Source organism: Burkholderia sp. PR2 (assembly GCF_052372875.1).
In the GTDB taxonomy this organism is placed as follows: Bacteria; Pseudomonadota; Gammaproteobacteria; order Burkholderiales; family Burkholderiaceae; genus Burkholderia; species Burkholderia diffusa.
The window spans coordinates 917,846-939,215 of sequence record NZ_JBQRWH010000001.1 but is presented as its reverse complement, the minus strand read 5'-3'; the positions used below and the strand labels follow the sequence as shown (position 1 = coordinate 939,215).

At 67.4% G+C, this 21,370-nt stretch carries 26 protein-coding genes and 1 riboswitch; of the genes, 11 read left to right on the top strand and 15 right to left on the bottom strand.

The window, feature by feature from the left end; all coding sequences use genetic code 11:
- Positions 1–41: 41 nt before the first annotated feature.
- A complete protein-coding gene (locus ACT2FV_RS04245) occupies positions 42–542 on the bottom strand; it encodes a nuclear transport factor 2 family protein (protein ID WP_059600491.1) in 501 nt (166 codons plus the stop codon).
- 210 nt (positions 543–752) lie between these two features.
- Here ACT2FV_RS04245 and ACT2FV_RS04240 point away from each other — a divergent pair, with 210 nt between their 5' ends.
- The gene (locus ACT2FV_RS04240; RefSeq protein ID WP_151051029.1) at positions 753–1,274 is read left to right on the top strand and encodes a nuclear transport factor 2 family protein; all 522 of its coding nucleotides are present in this window, start codon (positions 753–755) and stop codon (positions 1,272–1,274) included.
- Between the two features lie 50 nt (positions 1,275–1,324).
- On the top strand, positions 1,325–2,041 hold the full coding sequence (locus tag ACT2FV_RS04235; protein ID WP_444503291.1) for an EthD domain-containing protein: 717 nt from the start codon (positions 1,325–1,327) through the stop codon (positions 2,039–2,041).
- A gap of 53 nt (positions 2,042–2,094) precedes the next feature.
- Here the strand turns inward: ACT2FV_RS04235 and ACT2FV_RS04230 are convergent, their stop codons facing one another.
- Positions 2,095–3,681: an isocitrate lyase gene (locus ACT2FV_RS04230; protein WP_444503290.1), complete on the bottom strand. Its 1,587-nt coding sequence runs from the start codon at positions 3,679–3,681 to the stop codon at positions 2,095–2,097.
- 412 nt (positions 3,682–4,093) lie between these two features.
- Here ACT2FV_RS04230 and ACT2FV_RS04225 point away from each other — a divergent pair, with 412 nt between their 5' ends.
- The 4 genes from ACT2FV_RS04225 to ACT2FV_RS04210 all read left to right on the top strand — a co-directional run bounded on the left by ACT2FV_RS04225 (position 4,094) and on the right by ACT2FV_RS04210 (position 6,662).
- Positions 4,094–4,615 (top strand): YbaK/prolyl-tRNA synthetase associated domain-containing protein, encoded by a 522-nt coding sequence (locus tag ACT2FV_RS04225; protein ID WP_124900874.1) that lies wholly within the window; start codon positions 4,094–4,096, stop codon positions 4,613–4,615.
- Positions 4,612–5,250 carry a helix-turn-helix transcriptional regulator gene (locus ACT2FV_RS04220; protein ID WP_444503289.1) on the top strand — a complete coding sequence of 213 codons (639 nt, stop codon included), beginning with the start codon at positions 4,612–4,614 and terminating at the stop codon, positions 5,248–5,250. Before ACT2FV_RS04225 ends, ACT2FV_RS04220 begins: the two co-directional genes overlap by 4 nt.
- A gap of 57 nt (positions 5,251–5,307) precedes the next feature.
- On the top strand, positions 5,308–6,282 hold the full coding sequence (locus tag ACT2FV_RS04215; RefSeq protein WP_059450359.1) for a threo-3-hydroxy-L-aspartate ammonia-lyase: 975 nt from the start codon (positions 5,308–5,310) through the stop codon (positions 6,280–6,282).
- Positions 6,283–6,413: 131 nt separating this feature from the next.
- Complete coding sequence (locus ACT2FV_RS04210) at positions 6,414–6,662, top strand: hypothetical protein (protein ID WP_444503288.1); 249 nt, start codon at positions 6,414–6,416, stop codon at positions 6,660–6,662.
- 46 nt (positions 6,663–6,708) lie between these two features.
- On the opposite strand, the gene ACT2FV_RS04205 is transcribed toward ACT2FV_RS04210, so the two are convergent.
- The 5 genes from ACT2FV_RS04205 to ACT2FV_RS04185 are packed head-to-tail and all read right to left on the bottom strand — an operon-like array spanning position 6,709 to position 10,467.
- Positions 6,709–7,533: an SDR family NAD(P)-dependent oxidoreductase gene (locus tag ACT2FV_RS04205; protein ID WP_444503287.1), complete on the bottom strand. Its 825-nt coding sequence runs from the start codon at positions 7,531–7,533 to the stop codon at positions 6,709–6,711.
- 1 nt (position 7,534) lies between these two features.
- Positions 7,535–8,410 carry an SDR family NAD(P)-dependent oxidoreductase gene (locus tag ACT2FV_RS04200; RefSeq protein ID WP_444503286.1) on the bottom strand — a complete coding sequence of 292 codons (876 nt, stop codon included), beginning with the start codon at positions 8,408–8,410 and terminating at the stop codon, positions 7,535–7,537.
- A 43-nt stretch (positions 8,411–8,453) separates the two neighbouring features.
- Entirely contained in the window at positions 8,454–9,446 is a 993-nt protein-coding gene (locus tag ACT2FV_RS04195; protein ID WP_444503285.1) for an NADP-dependent oxidoreductase, read from the bottom strand.
- Positions 9,447–9,500: 54 nt separating this feature from the next.
- A complete protein-coding gene (locus ACT2FV_RS04190) occupies positions 9,501–10,133 on the bottom strand; it encodes a Dabb family protein (RefSeq protein WP_444503284.1) in 633 nt (210 codons plus the stop codon).
- On the bottom strand, positions 10,123–10,467 hold the full coding sequence (locus tag ACT2FV_RS04185) for a hypothetical protein (protein WP_444503283.1): 345 nt from the start codon (positions 10,465–10,467) through the stop codon (positions 10,123–10,125). The genes ACT2FV_RS04190 and ACT2FV_RS04185 overlap by 11 nt, the downstream gene beginning before the upstream one ends.
- Before the next feature lie 169 nt (positions 10,468–10,636).
- Here ACT2FV_RS04185 and ACT2FV_RS04180 point away from each other — a divergent pair, with 169 nt between their 5' ends.
- Entirely contained in the window at positions 10,637–11,680 is a 1,044-nt protein-coding gene (locus tag ACT2FV_RS04180; RefSeq protein ID WP_444503282.1) for a helix-turn-helix domain-containing protein, read from the top strand.
- Positions 11,681–11,788: 108 nt separating this feature from the next.
- Positions 11,789–11,981: riboswitch (cobalamin riboswitch) on the top strand.
- A gap of 319 nt (positions 11,982–12,300) precedes the next feature.
- Positions 12,301–14,229, top strand: coding sequence for a TonB-dependent receptor domain-containing protein (locus ACT2FV_RS04175; RefSeq protein WP_444503281.1), 1,929 nt, complete (start codon positions 12,301–12,303; stop codon positions 14,227–14,229).
- Positions 14,230–14,263: 34 nt separating this feature from the next.
- Here the strand turns inward: ACT2FV_RS04175 and ACT2FV_RS04170 are convergent, their stop codons facing one another.
- Positions 14,264–14,899, bottom strand: a complete 636-nt coding sequence (locus tag ACT2FV_RS04170) for a LysE family translocator (protein ID WP_124622783.1) — start codon at positions 14,897–14,899, stop codon at positions 14,264–14,266.
- 114 nt (positions 14,900–15,013) lie between these two features.
- On the opposite strand from ACT2FV_RS04170, the gene ACT2FV_RS04165 reads away from it, so the two are divergent.
- Together ACT2FV_RS04165 and ACT2FV_RS04160 are read left to right on the top strand one after the other, a co-directional pair.
- The gene (locus tag ACT2FV_RS04165) at positions 15,014–15,475 is read left to right on the top strand and encodes an Lrp/AsnC family transcriptional regulator (protein WP_124900883.1); all 462 of its coding nucleotides are present in this window, start codon (positions 15,014–15,016) and stop codon (positions 15,473–15,475) included.
- A 63-nt stretch (positions 15,476–15,538) separates the two neighbouring features.
- Positions 15,539–15,949, top strand: coding sequence for a VOC family protein (locus ACT2FV_RS04160; RefSeq protein WP_444503280.1), 411 nt, complete (start codon positions 15,539–15,541; stop codon positions 15,947–15,949).
- A 53-nt stretch (positions 15,950–16,002) separates the two neighbouring features.
- Here ACT2FV_RS04160 and ACT2FV_RS04155 read toward each other — a convergent pair whose 3' ends face one another.
- From ACT2FV_RS04155 to ACT2FV_RS04145, 3 genes are read right to left on the bottom strand one after another with little or no spacing between them, the layout of a single operon-like run.
- Positions 16,003–16,350: a copper-binding protein gene (locus tag ACT2FV_RS04155; RefSeq protein ID WP_444503279.1), complete on the bottom strand. Its 348-nt coding sequence runs from the start codon at positions 16,348–16,350 to the stop codon at positions 16,003–16,005.
- Positions 16,351–16,388: 38 nt separating this feature from the next.
- Positions 16,389–17,180 carry a DUF2182 domain-containing protein gene (locus ACT2FV_RS04150; protein WP_444503278.1) on the bottom strand — a complete coding sequence of 264 codons (792 nt, stop codon included), beginning with the start codon at positions 17,178–17,180 and terminating at the stop codon, positions 16,389–16,391.
- Positions 17,177–17,821 (bottom strand): DUF1326 domain-containing protein, encoded by a 645-nt coding sequence (locus ACT2FV_RS04145; protein ID WP_444503277.1) that lies wholly within the window; start codon positions 17,819–17,821, stop codon positions 17,177–17,179. The genes ACT2FV_RS04150 and ACT2FV_RS04145 overlap by 4 nt, the downstream gene beginning before the upstream one ends.
- Positions 17,822–18,164: 343 nt before the next feature.
- Here ACT2FV_RS04145 and ACT2FV_RS04140 point away from each other — a divergent pair, with 343 nt between their 5' ends.
- The gene (locus tag ACT2FV_RS04140; protein WP_444503276.1) at positions 18,165–19,328 is read left to right on the top strand and encodes an MFS transporter; all 1,164 of its coding nucleotides are present in this window, start codon (positions 18,165–18,167) and stop codon (positions 19,326–19,328) included.
- A 23-nt stretch (positions 19,329–19,351) separates the two neighbouring features.
- Here ACT2FV_RS04140 and ACT2FV_RS04135 read toward each other — a convergent pair whose 3' ends face one another.
- The 4 genes from ACT2FV_RS04135 to ACT2FV_RS04120 are packed head-to-tail and all read right to left on the bottom strand — an operon-like array spanning position 19,352 to position 21,359.
- On the bottom strand, positions 19,352–19,600 hold the full coding sequence (locus tag ACT2FV_RS04135; protein WP_174911665.1) for a hypothetical protein: 249 nt from the start codon (positions 19,598–19,600) through the stop codon (positions 19,352–19,354).
- A gap of 37 nt (positions 19,601–19,637) precedes the next feature.
- Complete coding sequence (locus ACT2FV_RS04130) at positions 19,638–19,859, bottom strand: hypothetical protein (protein WP_444503275.1); 222 nt, start codon at positions 19,857–19,859, stop codon at positions 19,638–19,640.
- A gap of 3 nt (positions 19,860–19,862) precedes the next feature.
- Positions 19,863–20,393 carry an acyltransferase gene (locus ACT2FV_RS04125; RefSeq protein WP_124900890.1) on the bottom strand — a complete coding sequence of 177 codons (531 nt, stop codon included), beginning with the start codon at positions 20,391–20,393 and terminating at the stop codon, positions 19,863–19,865.
- 3 nt (positions 20,394–20,396) lie between these two features.
- Positions 20,397–21,359: an electron transfer flavoprotein subunit alpha/FixB family protein gene (locus ACT2FV_RS04120; protein WP_444503274.1), complete on the bottom strand. Its 963-nt coding sequence runs from the start codon at positions 21,357–21,359 to the stop codon at positions 20,397–20,399.
- Positions 21,360–21,370: the final 11 nt, after the last annotated feature.

The window sequence follows — 21,370 nt, the reverse complement described above, 5'->3', positions numbered from 1 at the left end:
TCCTGGGGAATGTTTTCAACCTGAGTGGGTCGTGCGCGTCGTCACGCGGCAGGCGGCTGCGCGCCGGCGAACAGCACGCCCGGCGCATCGCCGTCATAGCGGGCGGACAACGTCGACGTGACGACGCAGCGGGTGGCCGCGATCTTCCATTCGCCGTCGACCTTCCGGTATTCGTCGTCGTAGGTCGCGCCGAGCTGCGTGAGCGTGCGCGCGTTGGTGTCGAGCATCTGGTAATGCAGGCCCCACGTGCCGCGCGCATGCGTGTCGTCGAGCACGGTGATGTCGGGATTCACGCCGTGGTGCATCTCGACGATGTGCGGATGGCAGCCGAGCCGCTCGAACACGTCGACGAGCGCATCGCGGTGGTCGAACGTACCGATTCGGCCGTAGTCGATGTGCACCGCGCCGGGCGCGAAGCAGTCGCGCATCCCCTGCGGATCCTTCCGGTCGCAGCACGTGAAGTAGCGCGCCTTCAGGCGGCGGATCGCGTCGGCGTCCTCCAGCCTGCGCACGCGCGCTTCCATTCGTTCGATCGGGGTCATGCCGTCTCCTTGGTCTCGTGTGCGCGGATCGAAGCCGCGTCGACGCCACGTTACAGGCGCACGGGAGGCCGGCCATCACCTGTTTGGATGAACCCCGATGTCGCGTATCGGCGAACTTGAACGCAGCTCCCGCGGCGTTCGTCCGAACAGACGATGTGACGCAGGCGGCTTCATTCCTACCATCGGATGACACCACCACGAGACACGGCGATGGACGAGACGACCCGCACGCTCCACGAGTACGAGCAGATCCGCCAGCTGAAGTACCGGTATTTCCGCGCGGTCGATACACACGACTGGTCGCTGCTCGCGCAATGCCTGACCGAGGACTGCGAGGCGCGCCTGTACGGCGGCCACTATGCGTACGACGGCCGCGACGCATTCGTGTCCAGCCTGCGCGAACTGCTCGGCAAGCCGACCTTCCTGACGATGCATCACGGCCACCACCCCGAGCTCACGCTGGTGTCCGCCGATCATGCGTGCGGCGTGTGGTTTCTCGAGGATCATGCGATCAATCTAGAGGACAACTACCTGCTGCACGGCACCGCGTTCTACGACGACCAGTACGTGAAGCGCGACGGCGTGTGGCGTATTCACGCGACGCGTCACGAGCGCCTGTTCGAAACCGTCACGTCGCCGATTCCGCCGTCGTTCACGCTGACCGCCAACCGCTTCGCACCGGGCGCGCAGGACGCGGCCGGTTCGACCGATCCGGCCGTCAACGCTTCCTGAAACCCGGCGGCAGCGCCGCCGACCTCGTCATCCCCTTTGGAGCCGGAGCAATGGAGAAAGTCATTTATGTATTGTGGCGCGATGCGCAGGCCGCGCCCGAACAATGGAGCCGCAGCGCGCGCGCGCAGCTCGCCGACAAGCTGCTGTCGCTAGGCGCGCACGGCGTGCAGGTCAACGTTGCCGACGCCGATGTCGCGCCGGCCGCCGGCCTGAAGCAGACCAACACGCACCCGGGCATCGACGGCATCGTCGCGGTGTGGATCGACAGCGCGAACCCGATGTTCCGCCAGCCGTTCGACGACGCGGTGCGCGCGATCGTCCCGCACATGGCCGCGTATCTCGTCACGGAATCGCAGCCGATTCCGAACACGCGCTTTCCGGCGCGGCCCGGCGAGCGCACGAGCGGCTTCTCGCAGCTCGCGTTCCTGAAGCGCCCGCCGCGCCTCACGCATGAAGCATGGCTCGACGTATGGCACGGCCATCACACGCGCGTCGCGATCGACACGCAGGACAACTTCCTGTACGTGCAGAACGTGGTCGTGCGCGCGCTCACGCATGCGGCGCCCCGCTACGACGCGATCGTCGAGGAATGCTTCCCGGCCGCCGCGATGACCGATCCGTACGCGTTCTTCGATGCAGTCGGCGACGAGGAGAAATTCCAGCGCAACGTCGCGGAGATGATGGACAGCTGCGGACGCTTCATCGATTTCGACAAGATCGACGTGGTGCCGACGAGCCAATACGTCGTGAAGGCCGTGCGCGGATAAAAAAAACGCCAACCCGTCATGAACGGGTTGGCGTCGTGCCGCGGGTATGACGATTACGAGAACTGGTTCATCGTGTTGTCCTTGCCCGCTGCCTTCAGCGCTGCGTCGCCGCTGAAGTATTCCTTGTGGTCGTCGCCGATATCCGAGCCGGACATGTTCTGGTGCTTGACACACGCGATGCCCTGACGGATTTCCTTGCGCTGCACGCCCGCCACGTAACCGAGCATGCCCTGTTCGCCGAAGTATTCCTTCGCGAGGTTGTCGGTCGACAGCGCGGCCGTGTGGTACGTCGGCAGCGTGATCAGGTGGTGGAAGATGCCTGCTTCACGCGATGCATCGGCCTGGAACGTACGGATCTTCTCGTCGGCGAGCTTGGCCAGTTCGGTCTCGTCGTACTCGACGCTCATCAACTGCGCACGGTCGTATGCCGACACGTCCTTGCCCTCTGCCTTCATCGCGTCGTACACCTGCTGACGGAAGTTCAGCGTCCAGTTGAACGACGGGCTGTTGTTGTACACCAGCTTCGCGTTCGGGATGACCTTGCGGATTTCGCTGACCATGCCGCCGATCTGCGCGATGTGCGGTTTTTCGGTTTCGATCCACAGCAGGTCGGCGCCGTTCTGCAGCGACGTGATGCAGTCGAGCACGCAACGCGCTTCGCCCGTGCCGGCGCGGAACTGGAACAGGTTGCTCGGCAGACGCTTCGGACGCAGCAGCTTGCCGTCGCGCTTGATGACGACGTCACCGTTGCCCAGCTGGTCGGCCGACAGCTCTTCGCAGTCGAGGAACGCGTTGTACTGGTCGCCCAGGTCGCCCGGCTCGTTCGTCACGGCGATCTGCTTGGTCAGGCCGGCGCCGAGCGAGTCGGTACGGGCGACGATGATGCCGTCGTCCACGCCCAGTTCCAGGAACGCGTAGCGGATCGCGCGGATCTTCGCGAGGAAGTCCTCGTGCGGCACGGTGACCTTGCCGTCCTGGTGGCCGCACTGCTTCTCGTCGGACACCTGGTTTTCGATCTGGATGCAGCACGCGCCCGCTTCGATGAACTGCTTGGCCAGCAGGTACGTTGCTTCGGCGTTGCCGAAGCCGGCGTCGATGTCGGCGATGATCGGCACGACGTGCGTCACGTGGTTGTCGATCTTTTCCTGGATGGCGGCCTTGGCAGCGGCGTCCTTGGCAGCATCCAGCTCGCGGAACAGGCCGCCGAGTTCACGTGCGTCGGCCTGGCGCAGGAACGTGTACAGCTCGCGGATCAGCGCGCTGACCGACGTCTTTTCGTGCATCGACTGGTCCGGCAGCGGGCCGAACTCCGAGCGCAGCGCGGCGACCATCCAGCCCGACAGGTACAGGTAGCGGCGTTCGGTGCTGTTGAAGTGCTTCTTGATCGAGATCATCTTCTGCTGGCCGATGAAGCCGTGCCAGCAACCCAGCGACTGCGTGTACTTGGACGGATCGGCATCGTACGCGGCCATGTCGGCGCGCATGATCTTCGCGGTGTACTTCGCGATGTCGAGGCCCGTCTTGAACTTGTTCTGGGCACGCATGCGGGCGGCATACTCGGGATTGATGGCATTCCACGCGCTGCCGTGGTTTTCCTTCAAGCCAGCCACTGCCTTGATGTCGTCTTGATATTGGGACATGTCAATCTCCTGGGAACGAAGCGCATTTGAGTAAAGGGTTCAGCTTGCCCGCTCCGTATGACGAAGCGAACTGCATGGACTCAATAGTAACGCCGCCCGATGCGCTTTCGGCGAAGTCTTATATAAGACATAAGATATAAATTTTGCTTGTTTTTCAATGAGATAAGCAGTGCATTTTGCGATGCAAAACCGGTTTTCAAGCGGCGGGACGGCGGCGCGGCGGGAATTCCGCGCGCATTCCGCGATATGAAACGGCCTTTCGGCAGTTGGTGGGAGGACAAACATGGCGATCCCTGTTTCGGGGCTTTGCCATGCACATGACAAAACGTCTATACTTGGACAATTCATCGACGGCAAGCCGAGGCACGCCGTCCCCCGCGTACCGTGATGCCCCCCTCCTGCCCGGATCGACATGAGCGACTATCCCGTTTTTGACGCGCTGTGCGAGCTGCTGAACACCTCCGGCGCGCGGTTCCGCGTGCTGGATCACCCGGCCGAAGGCAAATCCGACGTGATCGCCGCGATTCGCGGCACGCGTCCCGAACAGGGCGCGAAGGCGATGCTCTGCTCGTTCAAGGACGGCGGCGACGTCACCGCGCTCGCGGTCATCCCCGGCCATCTGAAGATCGATTTTCGCAAGGTCGCCGACGCGGTCGGCCGCCGCAAGGCGACGCTCGCGCCGCCCGAACTTGCCGCCACGGTCACGCGCTGCGTGATGGGCGCCGTGCCGCCGTTCGTGTTCGACGCGAACGTGACGCTCGTCGTCGACCCCGCACTGATCGAACTCAACGACGAAATCGCGTTCAACGCGGGCCGCCTCGACCGCTCGGTCGTGCTCGACGCGTCCGACTACGTGCGGATCGCCCGCCCGCTGCTGGCCGACATCACGCGGCCGGAAACGACCGACGCGCCCGCGCTCGAGGCCAAACCATGACCACGCCCCGCTCCCAGCCGCAGTCGGAACAGGCGTCGCTGATCGAGCAGGTGCTGCGCATCGCCGAAGGGCTCGGCGCGATGTTCGCGCCGTTCACCGAAGTCGTCGTGCACGACCTGCGCACGCCGAGGCACGCGATCCTCGCGATCCATAACAACCTGTCGGGCCGCGCGATCGGCGATCCGGCGACCGAACTCGGGCTCGCCCGCATCGACGACGACGACTTCCCGCAGGTGCTCGCCAACTACGCGAACCGCTTCGCCGACGGCCGCACGGCGAAAAGCACGTCGATCGGCATCAAGGATTCGAACGGCCGCTATGTGGCCGCGCTGTGCCTGAACGCGGACGTCACACTGTTCCGCGGTTTCCAGGGGATGCTGAACCAGTTCTGCAGCACCGAAGGCGCGCCGGTCGCCGAGACGCTCGACCCGGCCGGCGCGGACGCGATCCGGCAGCGCATCGACGCGTTCGCGACGCGCCTCGCGACCACGCCGCGCGAACTGAAGACCGACCAGCGCCGCGAGCTGATGCAGACGCTGAAGGCCGACGGCTTCCTCGAGGTGCGCCGCGCGATGGAAATCGTGTCGCAGCATCTCGGCGTGTCGCGCGCCACCGTATACAACGATGCGAAATGATGCGTGAGGCGGATGCGCCCCGCTGACCTGTTGACCGACTCTTCCGACGAGCGACTCATGAACACTCCGACCCTCCCCACCTACGACGACGTCGCGGCCGCCGCGGCACGGCTCGACGGCCACGCGCACCGCACGCCCGTGATGACGTCGCGAACGATCGACGAAGCGCTCGGCGCGCAGGTGTTCTTCAAGTGCGAAAACCTGCAGCGCATGGGCGCGTTCAAGTTCCGCGGCGCGTTCAACGCGCTGTCGCGCTTCGACGCGACGCAGCGACGCAACGGCGTCGTCGCGTTCTCGTCCGGCAACCATGCACAGGCGATCGCGCTGTCGGCGCGCATCCTCGGCATCCCGGCGACGATCGTGATGCCGCAGGACGCGCCGGCCGCGAAGATGGCCGCGACGCGCGGCTACGGCGGCAACGTCGTGACCTACGACCGCTATACCGAGGACCGCGAGCAGATCGGCCGCGCGCTCGCGGAGCAGCACGGGCTCACGCTGGTGCCGCCGTACGACCACGCGGACGTGATCGCGGGCCAGGGGACGGCGGCGAAGGAACTGTTCGACGAGGTCGGGCCGCTCGACGCGGTGTTCACGCCGCTCGGTGGCGGCGGCCTGCTGTCGGGCACGGCGCTCGCGACGCGCGCGCTGTCGCCGCACGCGAAGCTGTACGGCGTCGAGCCGGAAGCCGGCAACGACGGACAGCAATCGTTCCGGTCCGGGTCGATCGTCCATATCGACACGCCGCGCACGATCGCCGACGGCGCGCAGACGCAGCACCTCGGCAACCTGACGTTCCCGATCCTGCGGCGCGACGTCGACGACATCCTGACCGCGACCGACGCGGAACTGGTCGACTGCATGCGCTTCTTCGCGACCCGTATGAAGATTGTCGTCGAGCCGACCGGCTGCCTGTCGCTCGCGGCCGCGCGCCGGATGAAGGACGAACTGAAAGGCAAGCGCGTCGGCATCGTGATCAGCGGCGGCAACGTCGATCTCGAGAACTTCTGCGCGCTGGTCGCCGCATCCGCGTGATGCGTCGCGGCGCGCGGATGACCGCATGAACATCCCGTCATCCGCACGCCGCCGCTCCTTCACGTCGCGTTAAGTTTCGCGCCCTACACTGAATGCGTTGTCCCGCAGTCAGTCGTGAAGAAGGAGTCGCCATGAACACGCACGCGATCGTCGCCGCCGCCCTCGCGGCAGCATCCCTCACGGCGTTCGCGCAACCGAGCGCGACGTCATCCGGTTTTTCCGCCACTTCGCCGCACGACCCGGTCGCGCAGCCCGCCCACCGTTCGCCCGCCGCGCTGCCGCACGCCGGCTTCGTGCTCGCGAAGATCGATCAGAACAATACGCCACCCGACCGCGGCGGCGAACCCAGCGGCCGCACGCACGCCGGCACGCATATGTAACCCGGCGTGAGCCGGCCGCGTCGGTCGGCCGGCCCGCGCCATGACTTCACAACGACGGCAGCGACGGATCGCGCGCGGCGAGGATGTCCGCGGTGCGCCGCTGCAGCGCGCCGTCGATCGTCTCCGGCTGCGGAATCAGCCAGTAACGCCCGTCGCGAATGCCGTCGAACGCCCGCGCCGCGAATGCGTCGGGCGTGAGCCCGTGCGCGTTCAGCATCGCGCGCATCGTGTCGACGAAGCCCCGCACCTCGGGCCGGTCGTGCGCGGCGCCGAACGGGTCGTTGAAAATGCCCGTCTGCACCGGGCCCGGCGCGAGCAGCGACACGCCGACCGGCGCGCCGAGCATCTTCAGTTCTCCATACAGCGATTCGGTCAGCGCGACCACCGCGAATTTCGTCGCCGAGTAAGGCGACATCAACGGGCTCGGCAGGAAGCCGCCGACCGACGCCGTATTGACGATGCGCGCGGGCACGTTGCGCTCGAGCATGCGCGGCACGAAGCTGCGGATCCCGTTCATCACGCCGTGCACGTTGATCGCGAAACTGCGCTCGAACCGTTCCGGCGTGATTTCCCAGCTGAAGCCGGTCGCCATCACGCCCGCGTTGTTGAACAGCAGGTCGACGCCGCCGAAGCGCTGCCATGCGGCGTCGGCCAGCGCATCGACGGCTTCAGGGCGACTGACGTCCGTCGGCACGCACAGCACGTCGGTGTCGAGCGTCGCGGCGAACGCGTCGAGCTTCCCCCGGTCGAGATCGGCCAGCACCACGCGCATGCCGAGCCCGGCGGCGTGGCGCGCGAGCCCGCTGCCGATACCGCTGGCCGCGCCGGTGATCACGGCGGTACCGCCGTCGAAGCGAATCGAAGTCGTCATGTCAATGTCCTGTCGGGTCGATGCGCGGATGCGCGTATGCGGGAATCACGGGTGGCGGCAACGGCGTGCGGCCGTCGAGCGAGCGCACCGCGAGCCCCTGCGACAGCGGGAAATGCAGGCTGTGCGTGACGAGGCCCGTGCGCTCGCTTGCCGGCAGGCTGCACAGCGCGAGCGCGGTTTCCGCGAGATACGCGACGTCCTCGGTCGGGTAGCCTTCGGGGATGTAGCGGGCCGCGCCCGGCGTGCGGATCGCGGTGCTCGGCGCGACCAGGTTCACCGCGATGCCGTCGGCTTCGAGTTCGGCCGCGAGCCCTTGCGTGAAGCGCGACAGCGCGGCCTTGACCGCCGCATAGACGGTCGCGCCGCCCGCGCGCGAGAAATCGTCGAACGGCCGCAGCGGCTCGAGCGCCGTGACCGAGCCGACGTTCACGATCCAGCCGGCGCCGCGTGCGCGCATCAGCGGAATCGCTGCCTGGCTCAGCGCGAACGGGATGCGCAGATAGTGCTCGATCGTCGTGTCGAACATCGCCATCGGCATCGCGTCGACGCGCGCGTAGTCGGCCACGCCCGCGTTGTTTACGAGGATGTCGAGGCCGCCGGCCGCCTTCGCCGCTCGCCCGACGAGCGCGTCGCGCTCGGCCGGGTTCGACAGGTCGGCCGCCAGTGCGATCGCGCGGCCGCCCGCCTGCTCGATCAGCGCGACCGTTTCGGCGAGCGTGCCGGCGGTCGTCGCGGATTGCGTGAGGCTGCGCGCCGTCACGACGACGGTCGCGCCTTCCGACGCGAGGCGCTGCGCGATCGCGCGGCCGATGCCGCGGCTCGCGCCGGTCACGAGCGCGCATTTGCCCGCGAGCGTCGCGGTTCGGGTGTCGGTCATGATGTCTCCGGTAAAAGGGGTGTCATGTGCGGGCCGTTCTTCGTCAGCCCGCGATATCCGCAACGTGCAACACGAACTTGGTTTTCGCGTCGCCCGTTTGAACGAGATCGAGTGCGCGCGCCGCCTGTTCGAGCGGAAAGCGCTCGAAGCGCGGCACGCGCAGCGCGCCGCGGCCGAGCCGTTCCGCGATCGCTGCCAGCGTGGCGCCGCTCGGCATCCGGCTGTACGTCATCGCGGTGCGCAGGCCGCGCTTCGCGGCTTCGGCGCCCGTCGCCGCCAGTCGCTCCGCGTCGCCGGCCGCGAGCGTCATGATGTTGACGAGCGTGCCGCCCGATGCCAGCAGGTCGAGTGCATCGGCCAGTGTGGCGCCGCCGACCGCGTCGAGCACGAGATCGACGCCGCCGGGCGCCCACGCCCGCACGGCCGCGGCGATGTCCTGTGCGCGATAGTCGATGCTCGCCGCCGCGCCGAGCGCCTCGACGCTCGCGCGGTTGCGGGCCGAGCACGTCGCCGCGACGCGCGCGCCCGCCTGCGCGGCAAGCTGGATCGCGAACGTGCCGACCGCGCCCGCGCCGCCGTGCACCAGCACGGTCTGCCCGTCACGCAGCCCGCCGTCGTCGAACAGGCCGGCCCACGCCGCCAGCGCGGGGGTCGGCGTGGCCGCCGCTTCCGCGAAGCCGACCGTGTCGGGCAGGCGCACCACCGAGTCGTGCCGCACCGCGACGTATTCCGCATACGCGCCCCAGCGCCCCGCGCCGACGTCGGTCTGCGCGAACACGCGCATCCCGGGCGCGAATTCTTCCACGCCATCGCCGACCGCCTCGACCACACCGGCCGCGTCGAAGCCGATCACGAACGGAAACGTGATCCGCATGAACGCGCCGAGATAGCCTTCGCGACATTTCCAGTCGGCGGGATTGACACCCGCGTACGCGACGCGGATCAGCACGTCGCCGGGGCCCGGCCTCGGTGCCGGAACGTCGGCCATTCGCAGCGCGTCGGAATGACCGATGCGGTCGATCAGCAAGGCTCGCATGGTGGTGTCTCCAGGGTTGTCGTTTGCATGGCGGCGGGCCGACACGGCCGCGCGTCACGCCGCCGTGTCGGCCAGCAGGCTCGACGCGAGCGGACAGAACGCGTGCGCGATCGCATCGACCGTCCAGTCGGGGCTTTCGGCGTCGAAGCGGCGGTCGACCCAGCCCCAGTGATACGGATGCAGCAGGTACTCGCCGAGCAGATCGCCGAGGTGCGCGAATTCCTGTTGCCAGACGTGGGTCCACGCACCCGGCGTCACGATCCTGCTCAGCCGCCAGTTGCGGATGCCGGGCATGAACGCGGGCATGCGCAGCAACTCGCGCTCGAGGTCGCGCACCTGGGCTTCGTCGGCCTCCGGCCGCACGCGCAACATCAGCGTGCGCCATACGCCGTCGCGCAGCGCCGGCTCGCGCAGGCCGCCGCCGATCGCCCGGCATGCGGCGCCGTCGATCCGCACGACGCCCGGTATGCGGGCCAGCGCGGTGAAGCCCGGCGCGTGGTCGGTCGCCCGTTCGTCGCGCAGCACGTCGAGCGTGTAGTCGCCCGCGTTCCAGCAGCCTTCCAGATTGCGTGCCAGCGCAACGCGGGTCGCGCCGGGCAGCGCATGCGCGGCGTCGCGTAATGCACGCTCGACCGCGCCGGCATCGTCGGTCGCCGAAATGAATATCTGCGCCGTGTCATGCCGCATGGTCGACCTCCGTCAGTGCAGGCAGCAGTGCATCGGCGTCCGTCATCACATGGCGGCGGCGGGCGTCGCACAGCGCATCGATGGCCGTCCAGAACGCAAGGACGTCACCGTCGGTCAGCGCGCGCATCCGGTAGTACGCCGGCGCATCGGCAACCTGCCACGTCAGCCACAGCGTGCTCGGCTGCCCCGGCACCGCGACGGGCGGCGACACCCAGCGGCCGGCCGCCGTCAGTCCGCGCGCCGCGTGACCCGGCAAATAGCGGTCGCGCAGCAGCGCCAGCACGTCGGGAATGCGTTCGGGTGCGAGGGTGATTTCGTCTACGATCTGGATCATTCGCGGGTCGTCTCGGTTCGTTCGTGGCGCAATGCGATGCCGGCCGCCTACGCCGTTCCGGCGAGGCCGGAAGCGGCCGGCGTGGATAACATTCTTGCGTGGCGACGGCCGGCGAACCCCTACCGGCCCGCTCACCCGCCCCTGTCGCAACGCTCAGATCGGCAGAGATATGAAACAACGCGCATTGCCGGCACGCGATCGCATGCTGCCGGGCCTCGGCGACCGCCTGCGGGACGAGTTGACGCGCAGCGGCGCACCGCCAGTGGAACGACCGGCGACGTCGGCCGCTGACGTCGCGTCGACGACGCCAGGCGGCTTCGTCGCGCTGTACCGCGACGCCATCGAGCGACTCGAGGCGCAAGTCGCGCGCGGCAACGGCCACCCGCCGATGCGCAAGCAGGAAGTCGACCTGATGTGCCGCTGCCTGCTCAGTTGCACGACGCTCTGCGACGCGATCCGCTGCGCGGCCGAGTTCTGCGAGATGCTGACGCCGCGCGCCGGTGCGCTGTCGCTCGCGGTGCGTGACGCTCGCGCGACGTTCCGGATGGATTCGCTGCGCCGCACGCGGAGCCCGGCCGCGTGCCTCGTCGACCTGACGGGCCTGTTCTGCTATCTGCAACTGTTCGGCTGGCTCATCGGGCAGCCGCTGCGGCCGGACGAAGTCTGGCTCGGCCATCAGCGCCGCGACGACGCGATGCCGCTGCTCGGGCTGTTCAATGCGCCAGTCGACGTCGGCCGCAAAACCTATGGCTTCGCATTCGACGCCGCGCGGCTCGATGCCCGCGTGATCCGCCAGCCGGGCGAACTGGCCACGTTCCTCGTCGATTTTCCGTTTCGTCTGATCGATGCGGCGCCGGCCGTCGTGTCATGGGCGCAGCAGGTACGCGGCTTTCTCGACGCGGCGCTCGCGCGCGAGCAGGCGCTGCCCACGCTCGCCGAACTGGCGAGATGGCTCGGCGTCAGCGAGGCGACGTTGCGACGGCGGCTGACTGCCGAAGGCAGCGGCTATCACGCGTTGCACGAGCAGTGTCTCGCCGACGTCGCACGGCGCTGCCTGCGCGAGTCGGACTGGCCGGTCGCGCGAATCGCCGCGCATCTCGGGTTCGGCGGCGAGGAAGCATTCCGGCGGGCGTTCGTGCGATGGACGGGTGTCGCGCCGAGCCGGTTCCGGCGCGATTGCCGCGCGGCCAGCGCCCCATTTCATCAGATGTAAAGCGGCCCGCATGTCTCGCAGGAAAGGATTTGGGAAGAATCCAGCGATCACTGACGTTTTTTCGCATCCCTGCGCGCTTCGCCAATTGACGCGCCGGAGCGCTCGCCATTACGCTTGCGCGCTGATGGTTCCCGGAGACGGGATGAAAAGGGAACGCAGAAGAGGCAGCGCCTCGAATCTGCGGCTGCCCCCGCAACTGTGAGCGGCGAATCCGCACTACTCCACGCCACTGGGAAACCGGGAAGGCCGGTGCGAATAGCGACCCGCGAGCCAGGAGACCTGCCATCGACCCGAGGTCCAAGCAGCCGCGCCGGGCGGGGTGTCCCGGAGCGCCAGGCGCCACCTTTGGCGGTCGCCCCGTTGCATGGACGACCCGACCTCAGGACCCTTCAGATGTCCAGTCTTTCCGCCTCCGCTTCCTCGCCGGAAGCGTCGTGCCGTCGCGCCCGCCAGCCATGGGCGCGGCGTGTGCGCACGCGTGCGCCGTGCCGTGTCGTCCGATCCTCGCGACGACCGCCCACGCTCCCCGGTCTCGCGATAGACCAACACGAACCCGGGCGGTACGCACCGCCACCCGCTTACGCTCGCCGTACCTGCAACACGATCACGTTCATTGCCTCATGAATCTTCGCCACCTTCTCGCCACGTCCGCCGCCACGGCGCTGTTCGCCCCGATCGCCCATGCCGCAGGCGACGCGGCGCTCCCGCAGCCGCCCCGACCCGCCGAAGCCGCCGACCTGCCGACGATCAGCGTGACCGACACACGGCACCTGCCCGAATCGTTCGACCAGCGCTATGCGACGACGCAGGTGCTCACGCGCGCCGATCTCGATCGGCTGTCGCCGAGCGACCCGAGCATCACGCAGGCGCTCGCGACGCTGCCGGGCGTGACCGTCTCGCAAAACGGCGGCCCCGGCTCGTCCGCGTCCGTGAGCATCCGCGGCTCGTCCGCCAACCAGGTCGCGGTGTTCATCGACGGCATCCGGATCGGCTCGCCGACGACCGGCATCGCACCGTGGGCCGACCTGCCGACCGACGCGTTCGAACGCGTCGAGGTGATCTCGGGGCCGGCCGCCGCATCGTTCGGCGCAAATGCGATGGGCGGCGTCGTGCAACTGTTCACGCGCCGCGCCGCCGGCCAGCCGAACCAGACGACCGTGTCGTTCGGTGGCGGCTCGAACAAGACCTTCGACACGCAGTTGCGCACGTCGGGCACCGTGCCGCCGACGGGGCCGCTCGCCGCGCTCGGCGGCCTCACCTACACGCTCGGCCTGCACGACTACAACACGGCCGGCATCGACGCGACGCGACCGTTCGCGTACGGCCACGAGGCCGGCCGCAATCCGTATCATGCGCAGGACCTCGATGCGCGACTCGGCTACGCGCGCGACAACTGGTCGATCTCGACGTTCGCGCTGTATCACCGCTCCGACCTGTCCTATGACAACGCCGGCTTTGCGAATCGCGAGCTCGATCATCAGCTGACGACCGGCATTGCGTTCCATCTCGACATCACACCCGACACCCAGTTCGACCAGTCGTTCGGTTATGCGAACGACCGCCAGTTCCTGTATGCGAGCGACCCGACGATCCCGACCGACCAGATCAACTCGCAGCGCATCAGTTCGTCGACGTCGCTGACCCACCAGGAGCATGGCTCCCGACTGTTCGGCCTGCCGCTGTCGGGCGAGACGAAGGTCGCGTACGACTTCACGCGCGAACAGGCATTCCTGCCGGTCGACGTGCCCGACGGCGTGCCCACGCGCAACGACTCCGCGTTCTCGCTGCATCAGTCGGCGACGCTCGGCAGCGTGACGATGTTCGTCGCGGGGCGACACGAGATCATCGCCGGGAAGGCCGTCAACACCGGCAATGCCGCGCTGTCGTGGGCCATCACGCCGGTCTATACGGCCCGCGTGTCCTACGGCAACGCGTTCCGCCTTCCCTCGTTCAACGACCTGTACTACCCGGGCTACGGCAATCCGGACCTGAACCCGGAACGCAGCGATTCGGTCGAGGCCGCGCTCGACGCGAACACGGCGTACGGCACGTTCAGCGCCGCGATCTACGACACGCGCATCAACGACCTGATCGCGTACAACCCCGCGACGCGCTCGCCGATGAATATCGGTCGCTCGCATATCCGCGGCATCGACCTGTCGTACAAGGGCACGATCGGCCGCCATACGCCAGTGAGCATCGCGATCGGTTTCCTGAATCCCCAGGACGAAACCAACGACAGCTGGCTCAACCGCCGGCCGCGCCAGACGGTCAGCGTCAACGTCGACCACACGTGGGACGAATTCCACCTGCATGCACTGAGCACGGGCGCGTCGCTGAACTACGGCGGCACGACGTTCGACGACCCGGCCAACACGACGTATCTGCCGTCGTACCTGACCGTGAACCTGCGCGCGTCGTACAGGATCAATTCGCACCTGACGGTGTCGGCGACGCTGTCGAACCTGTTCGACCGTCAGTACATGACCGCGTACGGCTACAACACGCTCGGCCGCACCGCGTTCGGCAAGGTCAGCTACACGTTCTGACCGCGCGCGCGGTGTGTCGATGCCGCGATTCGCGTCATGACCAGACGACGCCGTGCATGCCCGCGATCAACTGGATCGCGCCGAACACCGCGATCACGGCTGCGGATACGCGCGACAGCCCGCGCATGAACGTCAGCGGCATCTTCGTGCGCAACGCGGCGGTCGCGCTGCTCAGGCACAGCCACCACGTCGCGGATCCGAGGAACACGCCCGCGACCATCAAGGTCACGGGCGGCCCCATCGCGCCTTCATGCGTGCCCGCCAGCGGGCCGAGCGCCGCGAAGATCCCGACGAACGACAGGATCGTCATCGGGTTCGACAGCGTGAGGCCGAAGGTCGTCAGGAAATCGCGAAGCACGGTCGCGCGCGGCACGTCGTGCACCGCAGACGCGGCCGGCGCCTGCCGCGCGATGGACCAGGCCAGCCACACGAGGAACGCGCCGCCGACGATTTTCAGCGTGACGGTCAGCATCGGAAACGCAGTGACGATGCCTGCGACGCCCAGTGCCCCGAGCAGCCCGTAGATGGCGTCGGCGCACGCGGCGCCGATGCCCGTCGCGAAACCCGCGTGAAAGCCGCGGCTCAGACTGCGCTGAATGCAGAGCATGCCGATCGGGCCGACCGGCACCGCGATCGACAACCCCATCACGACGGACTTGATGAACAGCATGGCCGGCTCCTCGCGACATGCAATGACATGAACCGCATCGTAGGGAAAGTCCGGTCGCCGCTGAAGGCGGTTTTTAAGGAAAAATGAGCCTTTCACCTTAAAAACTCCGCCGCGATGGATGAACTCGACTGGAAGATACTCGCGCTGCTGCAGGCCAACGGCCGCATCAGCTACACGGAACTGGCGCGCCAGGTTCACCTGTCGGTGCCGGCGGTCACGGAACGCGTGAAGCGCCTCGAATCGGCGGGCGTGATCGACGGCTACACGGCGCGGGTCAATCCGGCCGCGGCCGGCTACCCGGTGAGCGCGCTGATCGGCATCACGGTGCAGCAGCCGGCGAAGGCGAAATTCCTGAAGCTGCTGGAGACGATTCCCGAAGTGGTCGAGTGCCATCACGTGACCGGCGCGGATTCCTACGTGATGCGGTTCGTCGCCGTCAGCATGGCGCACCTCGAGCAACTGATCGAGCGCATCAACCTCTACGGCGAAACGCGCACGTCGATCGTGATGTCGACGCCACTGCCGGCGCGCGGGCTCGCGCGCCCGGCAGCGGCGGTCAAAGGCATTCGGGGGTGACACGACACCCCGCGTTGCGCGATGCTGTGCGGTGCGCACCTTGCTCGAACCGGACAACCTGCCATGTCAGTCATCGGACTCAATCATTACAACCTGCGCGCGGATCGTGCCACGCTCGATACGCTGCGCGATTTCTATGTGAACGTCGTGGGCCTCCAGCCAGGCTACCGACCGCCGTTCCAGAGCAACGGCTACTGGCTCTACGCGGGGGCGCAGGCGATCCTCCATCTGTCGGAAGCGCGGCCCGGCGAGGTCCGGCCGCCGCACGTCGTCAACACGTTCGACCATATGGCGTTTTCGTGCGAGAACGCCGCCGACATGGAACGGCGCCTGGCCGACGCGCAGGTCCGGTACGCACGCACGTACGTGCCGCTCACGCGCCAGTTGCAGCTGTTTTTCACCGACCCGGCCGGCAATGGCGTCGAGTTGAATTTTGCCGAAGCCGGCGGCGATTCCGGTGACGGACCGGGTTAGCGCCGGCGACCGGCCCGTGACGGTCGCCAGGCAAGCGGTCGCTTGCGCGACCGTTACTGCCGTTGCACGAGCTTCACGATCGTCAGCGTGCCCCCCACGCGCTCGACCCGGACCTTGATCTTGTCGCCCACGTGCAGCGACTCGATCATCGCCGGGTCGCCGGCCTTGAACGCCATCGTCATCGGCGCCATCCCGACGTTCTCGAGGGCGCCGTGCTTCAGTGTCACCATGCCGTGCGCGGCATCGATCCGTTTCACTTCGGCATCGGTCAAAGCCGAATCCGGCGCCGACATCTTCATGTCGCCCATGTTCATGTCGGGCACGCTCCCGCCCGCACGCACCGGCGTCGCAACGACGGCCATCGCGCCGAGAACGGAGACGGCGAGGTATCGGATTTTCATCGGGACACTCCGTTGTTCCGCCATGACGAACGCGCCCGCTACACCAGCAACGTCGCAACCGCCCACGCGATCAGCACGACGCCCAGTGCGCGGCCAACGCGCTCGCCACCCGGCAGCACCTTTTCGACGAGCACGAACAGCGACAACGCGACGATCCACACGACGTTCATCACGCCGCCGACGAACAGCAGCGCCATCAACAGCCAGCAGCAGCCCACGCAATACGCGCCGTGCCGCACGCCGAGCAGGAAGCTGCCCGTGAGTCCCGGGCGCCCGTACGTCGTGAGAAACCGGACCGGCGACCGACATTGCCGCAGGCACGCCTGTTTCAGCGGCGAGAATTGATAGGCGCCGGCCAGCGCGAGGACGATCGCGGACAATACGGCGCTCTTCGACCACAGCATCATTCCGGAGATCAGGCCGGCGGGCTGCAGCAGCGTCTGCAGCACGGCCGCGGCGACCGAAAACGCGAGCCACGCGGCCAGATAGCCCGCCAGCAGGAACGCCGACGTCAAAGCCGCCCCGGCTCCTTGCGCACCGTGATGCCGCAGCACCCGCCGGTACAACAGTACGAGCGGCGCCGCGCTGGGCGTCATCATCGCGATCATCATCACCCACCACATCAGGACCACGGTCGCAAGCGACGGATCCATGGTCCCCATGTCGTCGGCCAGCCGATGCGGGAACAACGCCACCGCTGTCATGTCCAGCGCCGACATGCCGGTACCCGCGCCCGTCCACAGGTAGACCCAGCACGCGCCGACGAGCGCGGTCATGCCGAGCAGCGTGACGACGCGCTCGCGCCCGAGAAAATCGCCGACGGGGATCATGCCGCGACGCGATGCCGGATCAGCCCGTGGTTGTTCAGGTGCAGCCGCGCGAACTGCGCGTAGCTCCGCTCGAGATTCAGCTCGATGTGGCCATGCGACCGGCCGGTGCCCGAACCGATCTCGGCCAGCTCGTATTCGAAGCCGTGCGGCAGGTCGATCCGCGCGCGATGCTCCGCGCCCGTCACCGGATTGCGGATCGGTTCGCCGACGATGTCGAACACGCCCTCGACACCGATCCGGCCGCGCCGCGCATCGACATCGACGTCGAAATCGATCTTCGCGAAGATCGGATCGTATGCGTGCTCGAGCGTCGACGCGAACACGGAGAACATCGTCGCGAACGGATCGGTATCCTGACCGGTCATGATCTTCAGCACGGCCTCGCGCTGCGCGGGACTCGCGCGCTCGTCGACGATCGGCTGGCACCGTCCGCGGCCTTCGTGAATCGGCCCCGGCCACTGGAACACGACCGCGATCCGGACGCCATCGAGCACGACGTCGCCGTAGTGGCCGCTGTCGATCGAAATCGCACCCATCGCTTCGCAGTTGCCGTGCGTCGGCAACGAATTGAACTGGCAGGGGCAACCGTATGAACAATTGCAGTTCATCAGTTCGGTCCCCTGAATTTCCCATGGCGTCATGGCTTCACCTCGTGCGTTCGGTGGCAAGTAATGCTTCGAATCTAGTGCAGCGCACAGGGGAAAGCAAAGGACGCGCGAGACGCGCGAACGAGCGAAGAAAACGCCGTGAGCGGCGGCGTGCAACGACGCTGATCCGACGAATTCAGCGTCGCCGTGCGGCGCCTGCGACGCGGGCCGCACCGCACGAAACGGCGCGTCCGGCGCACCATGATCAAGCCATGTCCGGCATAAACCGACGGCACGATCCCGTCATCGCAAATGCGGGCATCCCGCATCGGTCCTGGTCCATACTGTCTCGCAATCGACGATTTCCTGACCGTCTCTGCCGCCCCGGATGGCTGTCATGCGCGTTCAAACTGCGTTGCTCTTTCTCGTCGGCACCCTGCTCACCGCGGGCGGTTACGGCGCAACCTTCCTGCTATCGATGCGCTTTCGCGCGATTGGCGGCAGCGATCTCGATACCGGAGCCGCACTGGCCGCCGCGACCGTCGGCACCTTCGCCGGTCTGGCGGTGGTCGGCTGGTTCTCGCGGCAGATCGGCGCCGCGCGAATCGCCGCGCTGTCGTCGCTGTGCATCGGCGCCGGCATCGTCGGCTTCGCACTCGTCGGGCGCGCGCCGGCGGCCGATTTGCCGTCCGGCTTCCTGGTCGGCTTCGGCTGGGGCGCGTTTCATCTGGCCGCGCCGATGTCGCTTGCCGAGCGCACGAGCGGCGCCACCCGAAACGTGTGGTTCTTCCGTTCGGCGACCTTCCAGATGACGGGGATCGGCATGTCCCCCGCGTTCTCGGCGTATGCGATGCGCCTGCTCCACTGGTCGATCGACGACACGCTTTATGCGGTCGGCGCGCTGTGCGCGATCGCGTCGCTGATGTTCGAGGCGTTCGGTCGCCTGTGTCCGCACCCGCCCGCCGCTGCGTCCGGTGGCCGCTGGGTGCGCGAACTCCGGGCCATCTCGCGCACGCGCGCGGCCGCGCCGATCGCGATGATCGCACTCGGCACCTGCGTGTTTTCCGGCCTGATGACGTTCCAGATGTCGCTCATGCAAGGCACGCAGGCGCGTGCCGGCACATTCTTCAGCCTTTACACGATGACGGTGCTGAGTGCGCGCTGGCTGCTCGGGAAATGGGTTAGGATGGCGCGCCCCGAAACCGCGACCAAGGGGTTGCTCATGATGATGATGCTCGGTGCGCTCGCCATGTTCGGCGCCGCCGAGCATGCATCGCTACAGTCCGTCGTGGCCGTGCTGCTCGGCGCCGGCTACGGGCTCATGTATCCGGTCATCCAGGCGCAGGCGCTCCACGATTGCGCGGATACGCAACGGCACGGCGTGCTGACGTGGTTCGTCGCGTCGTATTTCATCGGCACGTTCGGCTTTCCGTCGGTCGGCGGCTGGGTGATGGTGCACGCCGGCAAGGGCGCGTTGCTGATGCTCATCGCGAGCTGCGGTCTCGCGGCGCTGTCGCTCGCGTTCCTTCACGACCGGCCCGCGCCGGTGCGCACTCGATAGGCGGCTGCGGGACGCCCGCTCGGCTAACCGGGCTTCCTCGGCGCACGTGCGATGGCGAACCACCCCATCATCGCGCCCGCGACCCACGCGCAGGTCAGCAGCAGGTCGAGGTCCATCATTCCTTCGAAATTGGCACTGTTCTCGAAGCTGCAATGCCGGCTGCCGAGGAACGCGATGCAACCGCTGGCGACCCACTGGACGTGCATGAATACGTGATAGACGGCGAAAGCCGAAGCGATGATGGCGACGCGCAGGCGTATGGTCGTTTTCATTCGGCGCCTGAGGCGGTGGGATGGTCTGACGCCGATCTTAAGACAACGACGCCGCATCAGGCAATCGATCCCGCGCGAACGTCACGACCGGCATGCACGACGGCCAATCGCCATCCGCACAAACCCCGAGAAAATCGATGGCACCGCGCTGTCGGCACGGCTGCGTTCGGTGCTCGACGCACGCGGGTTTGCAGCATTCACGCCGCCCGACGACGGCTTTCTCGTCGGCAATCATCGCCGCCGGATCGATGACGCACATCGCTTACGCGCCGTCGATCTGCCTGAGCGTCGTCAGGCAATCCACCGCGAGCCGCTGATAGACCCGCGTGCCATTCGCCTTCGCGTCGATCTCCGCGGCGCTCAGCCGCCGCACCACGCGCCCCGGGACGCCAGCGAGCAGCACGCCACGCGGCACGTCGTAGCCGGCCTTCACGAACGCGCAGGCGGCAACGATCGTCGTCGCGCCGATCGTCGCGCCGTCCATCACGACCGCGTTCATCCCGACCATCGTGTCCGGTTCGAGCGTCGCGCCGTGCACGATCGCGCCATGCCCGATGTGGCTGTTCACGCCGAGCCGGCACGTCTCGCCGATGCCGACGTGCAGCACGCAGCCGTCCTGCACGTTGCTGCCTGCCTCGACGACGATCGCGCCGAAGTCGCCGCGCAGGCTCGCATGCGGGCCGATATAGCAGCCCGCGCCGATCGTCACGTCGCCGATCACGACCGCGCTCGGATGAACGTACGCAGTCGGATCGACGCGGGGCCGCATGCCGTTGAATTCGAACAGCGGCATCGCTCAGAGCACCGCGGCCGCTTCGGGAACGAGCGTGAACAGGTCGCCGACGAGGCCGTAATCGGCCACGCTGAAGATCGGCGCCTCCGGATCCTTGTTGATCGCGACGATCACCTTCGAATCCTTCATGCCGGCCAGGTGCTGGATCGCACCCGAGATGCCGACCGCGATGTACAGCTGCGGCGCGACGATCTTGCCGGTCTGGCCGACCTGATAGTCGTTCGGCACGTAGCCGGCGTCCACTGCCGCGCGCGATGCGCCGAGTGCGGCATTGAGCTTGTCGGCCAGCGGCTCCAGCACCGTGGTGTAGTTTTCGCCGCTGCCCAGACCACGGCCGCCCGACACGATGATGCTCGCCGACGTCAGCTCCGGACGATCCAGCTTCGTCACTTCACGGCTCACGAACTGCGATTTGCCTGCATCGGCCGCCGCTTCGATCTTCTCGATCGCTGCGCTGCCGCCAACGGCTGCAACCGGATCGAAACCCGTCGCACGCACCGTGATCACCTTGACCGAATCACTCGACTGCACCGTCGCGATCGCGTTGCCCGCGTAGATCGGACGCTCGAACGTGTCGGCCGAAACGACCGCCGTGATGTCCGAGATCTGCGCGACGTCCAGTTTCGCGGCGATGCGCGGCGCGATGTTCTTGCCGTAGGCGGTTGCCGGCGCGAGGATGTGCGAGTAGTGCTCCGCGATGGTCAGCACCGTCGCTTCGATGTTCTCTGCGAGCCCGTCCGCAAGCTGCGGCGCGTCGGCCAGCAACACCTTCGACACGCCTGCGATCTTCGCCGCTGCGTCTGCCGCTGCTTGCGCGGCGTGTCCCGCGACCAGCACGTGAACGTCGCCGCCGACGAATTTGCCAACCTCGGCAGCCGCCGCCACCGCATTCAACGTCGCCGCCTTGATCGGCGAAGCCCCGCCTGCCGATCCCGCGTCGTGCTCGGCAATTACCAGAATCGTCATGTTCGTCCGCT

Excerpts from the sequence above, each read along its gene's own strand:
- ACT2FV_RS04120 (WP_444503274.1), bottom strand. The coding sequence starts at position 21,359 with ATGACGATTCTGGTAATTGCCGAGCACGACGCGGGATCGGCAGGCGGG.
- ACT2FV_RS04190 (WP_444503284.1), bottom strand. The coding sequence starts at position 10,133 with ATGCGGCATGACACGGCGCAGATATTCATTTCGGCGACCGACGATGCC.
- ACT2FV_RS04145 (WP_444503277.1), bottom strand. The coding sequence starts at position 17,821 with ATGACGCCATGGGAAATTCAGGGGACCGAACTGATGAACTGCAATTGT.
- ACT2FV_RS04200 (WP_444503286.1), bottom strand. The coding sequence starts at position 8,410 with ATGACCGACACCCGAACCGCGACGCTCGCGGGCAAATGCGCGCTCGTG.
- ACT2FV_RS04165 (WP_124900883.1), top strand. The coding sequence starts at position 15,014 with ATGGATGAACTCGACTGGAAGATACTCGCGCTGCTGCAGGCCAACGGC.
- ACT2FV_RS04220 (WP_444503289.1), top strand. The coding sequence starts at position 4,612 with ATGACCACGCCCCGCTCCCAGCCGCAGTCGGAACAGGCGTCGCTGATC.
- ACT2FV_RS04210 (WP_444503288.1), top strand. The coding sequence starts at position 6,414 with ATGAACACGCACGCGATCGTCGCCGCCGCCCTCGCGGCAGCATCCCTC.
- ACT2FV_RS04180 (WP_444503282.1), top strand. The coding sequence starts at position 10,637 with ATGAAACAACGCGCATTGCCGGCACGCGATCGCATGCTGCCGGGCCTC.
- ACT2FV_RS04230 (WP_444503290.1), bottom strand. The coding sequence starts at position 3,681 with ATGTCCCAATATCAAGACGACATCAAGGCAGTGGCTGGCTTGAAGGAA.
- ACT2FV_RS04185 (WP_444503283.1), bottom strand. The coding sequence starts at position 10,467 with ATGATCCAGATCGTAGACGAAATCACCCTCGCACCCGAACGCATTCCC.
- ACT2FV_RS04245 (WP_059600491.1), bottom strand. The coding sequence starts at position 542 with ATGACCCCGATCGAACGAATGGAAGCGCGCGTGCGCAGGCTGGAGGAC.
- ACT2FV_RS04240 (WP_151051029.1), top strand. The coding sequence starts at position 753 with ATGGACGAGACGACCCGCACGCTCCACGAGTACGAGCAGATCCGCCAG.
- ACT2FV_RS04130 (WP_444503275.1), bottom strand. The coding sequence starts at position 19,859 with ATGTGCGTCATCGATCCGGCGGCGATGATTGCCGACGAGAAAGCCGTC.
- ACT2FV_RS04225 (WP_124900874.1), top strand. The coding sequence starts at position 4,094 with ATGAGCGACTATCCCGTTTTTGACGCGCTGTGCGAGCTGCTGAACACC.
- ACT2FV_RS04170 (WP_124622783.1), bottom strand. The coding sequence starts at position 14,899 with ATGCTGTTCATCAAGTCCGTCGTGATGGGGTTGTCGATCGCGGTGCCG.
- ACT2FV_RS04215 (WP_059450359.1), top strand. The coding sequence starts at position 5,308 with ATGAACACTCCGACCCTCCCCACCTACGACGACGTCGCGGCCGCCGCG.
- ACT2FV_RS04160 (WP_444503280.1), top strand. The coding sequence starts at position 15,539 with ATGTCAGTCATCGGACTCAATCATTACAACCTGCGCGCGGATCGTGCC.
- ACT2FV_RS04195 (WP_444503285.1), bottom strand. The coding sequence starts at position 9,446 with ATGCGAGCCTTGCTGATCGACCGCATCGGTCATTCCGACGCGCTGCGA.
- ACT2FV_RS04135 (WP_174911665.1), bottom strand. The coding sequence starts at position 19,600 with ATGAAAACGACCATACGCCTGCGCGTCGCCATCATCGCTTCGGCTTTC.
- ACT2FV_RS04125 (WP_124900890.1), bottom strand. The coding sequence starts at position 20,393 with ATGCCGCTGTTCGAATTCAACGGCATGCGGCCCCGCGTCGATCCGACT.
- ACT2FV_RS04235 (WP_444503291.1), top strand. The coding sequence starts at position 1,325 with ATGGAGAAAGTCATTTATGTATTGTGGCGCGATGCGCAGGCCGCGCCC.
- ACT2FV_RS04155 (WP_444503279.1), bottom strand. The coding sequence starts at position 16,350 with ATGAAAATCCGATACCTCGCCGTCTCCGTTCTCGGCGCGATGGCCGTC.
- ACT2FV_RS04150 (WP_444503278.1), bottom strand. The coding sequence starts at position 17,180 with ATGATCCCCGTCGGCGATTTTCTCGGGCGCGAGCGCGTCGTCACGCTG.
- ACT2FV_RS04205 (WP_444503287.1), bottom strand. The coding sequence starts at position 7,533 with ATGACGACTTCGATTCGCTTCGACGGCGGTACCGCCGTGATCACCGGC.
- ACT2FV_RS04175 (WP_444503281.1), top strand. The coding sequence starts at position 12,301 with ATGAATCTTCGCCACCTTCTCGCCACGTCCGCCGCCACGGCGCTGTTC.
- ACT2FV_RS04140 (WP_444503276.1), top strand. The coding sequence starts at position 18,165 with ATGCGCGTTCAAACTGCGTTGCTCTTTCTCGTCGGCACCCTGCTCACC.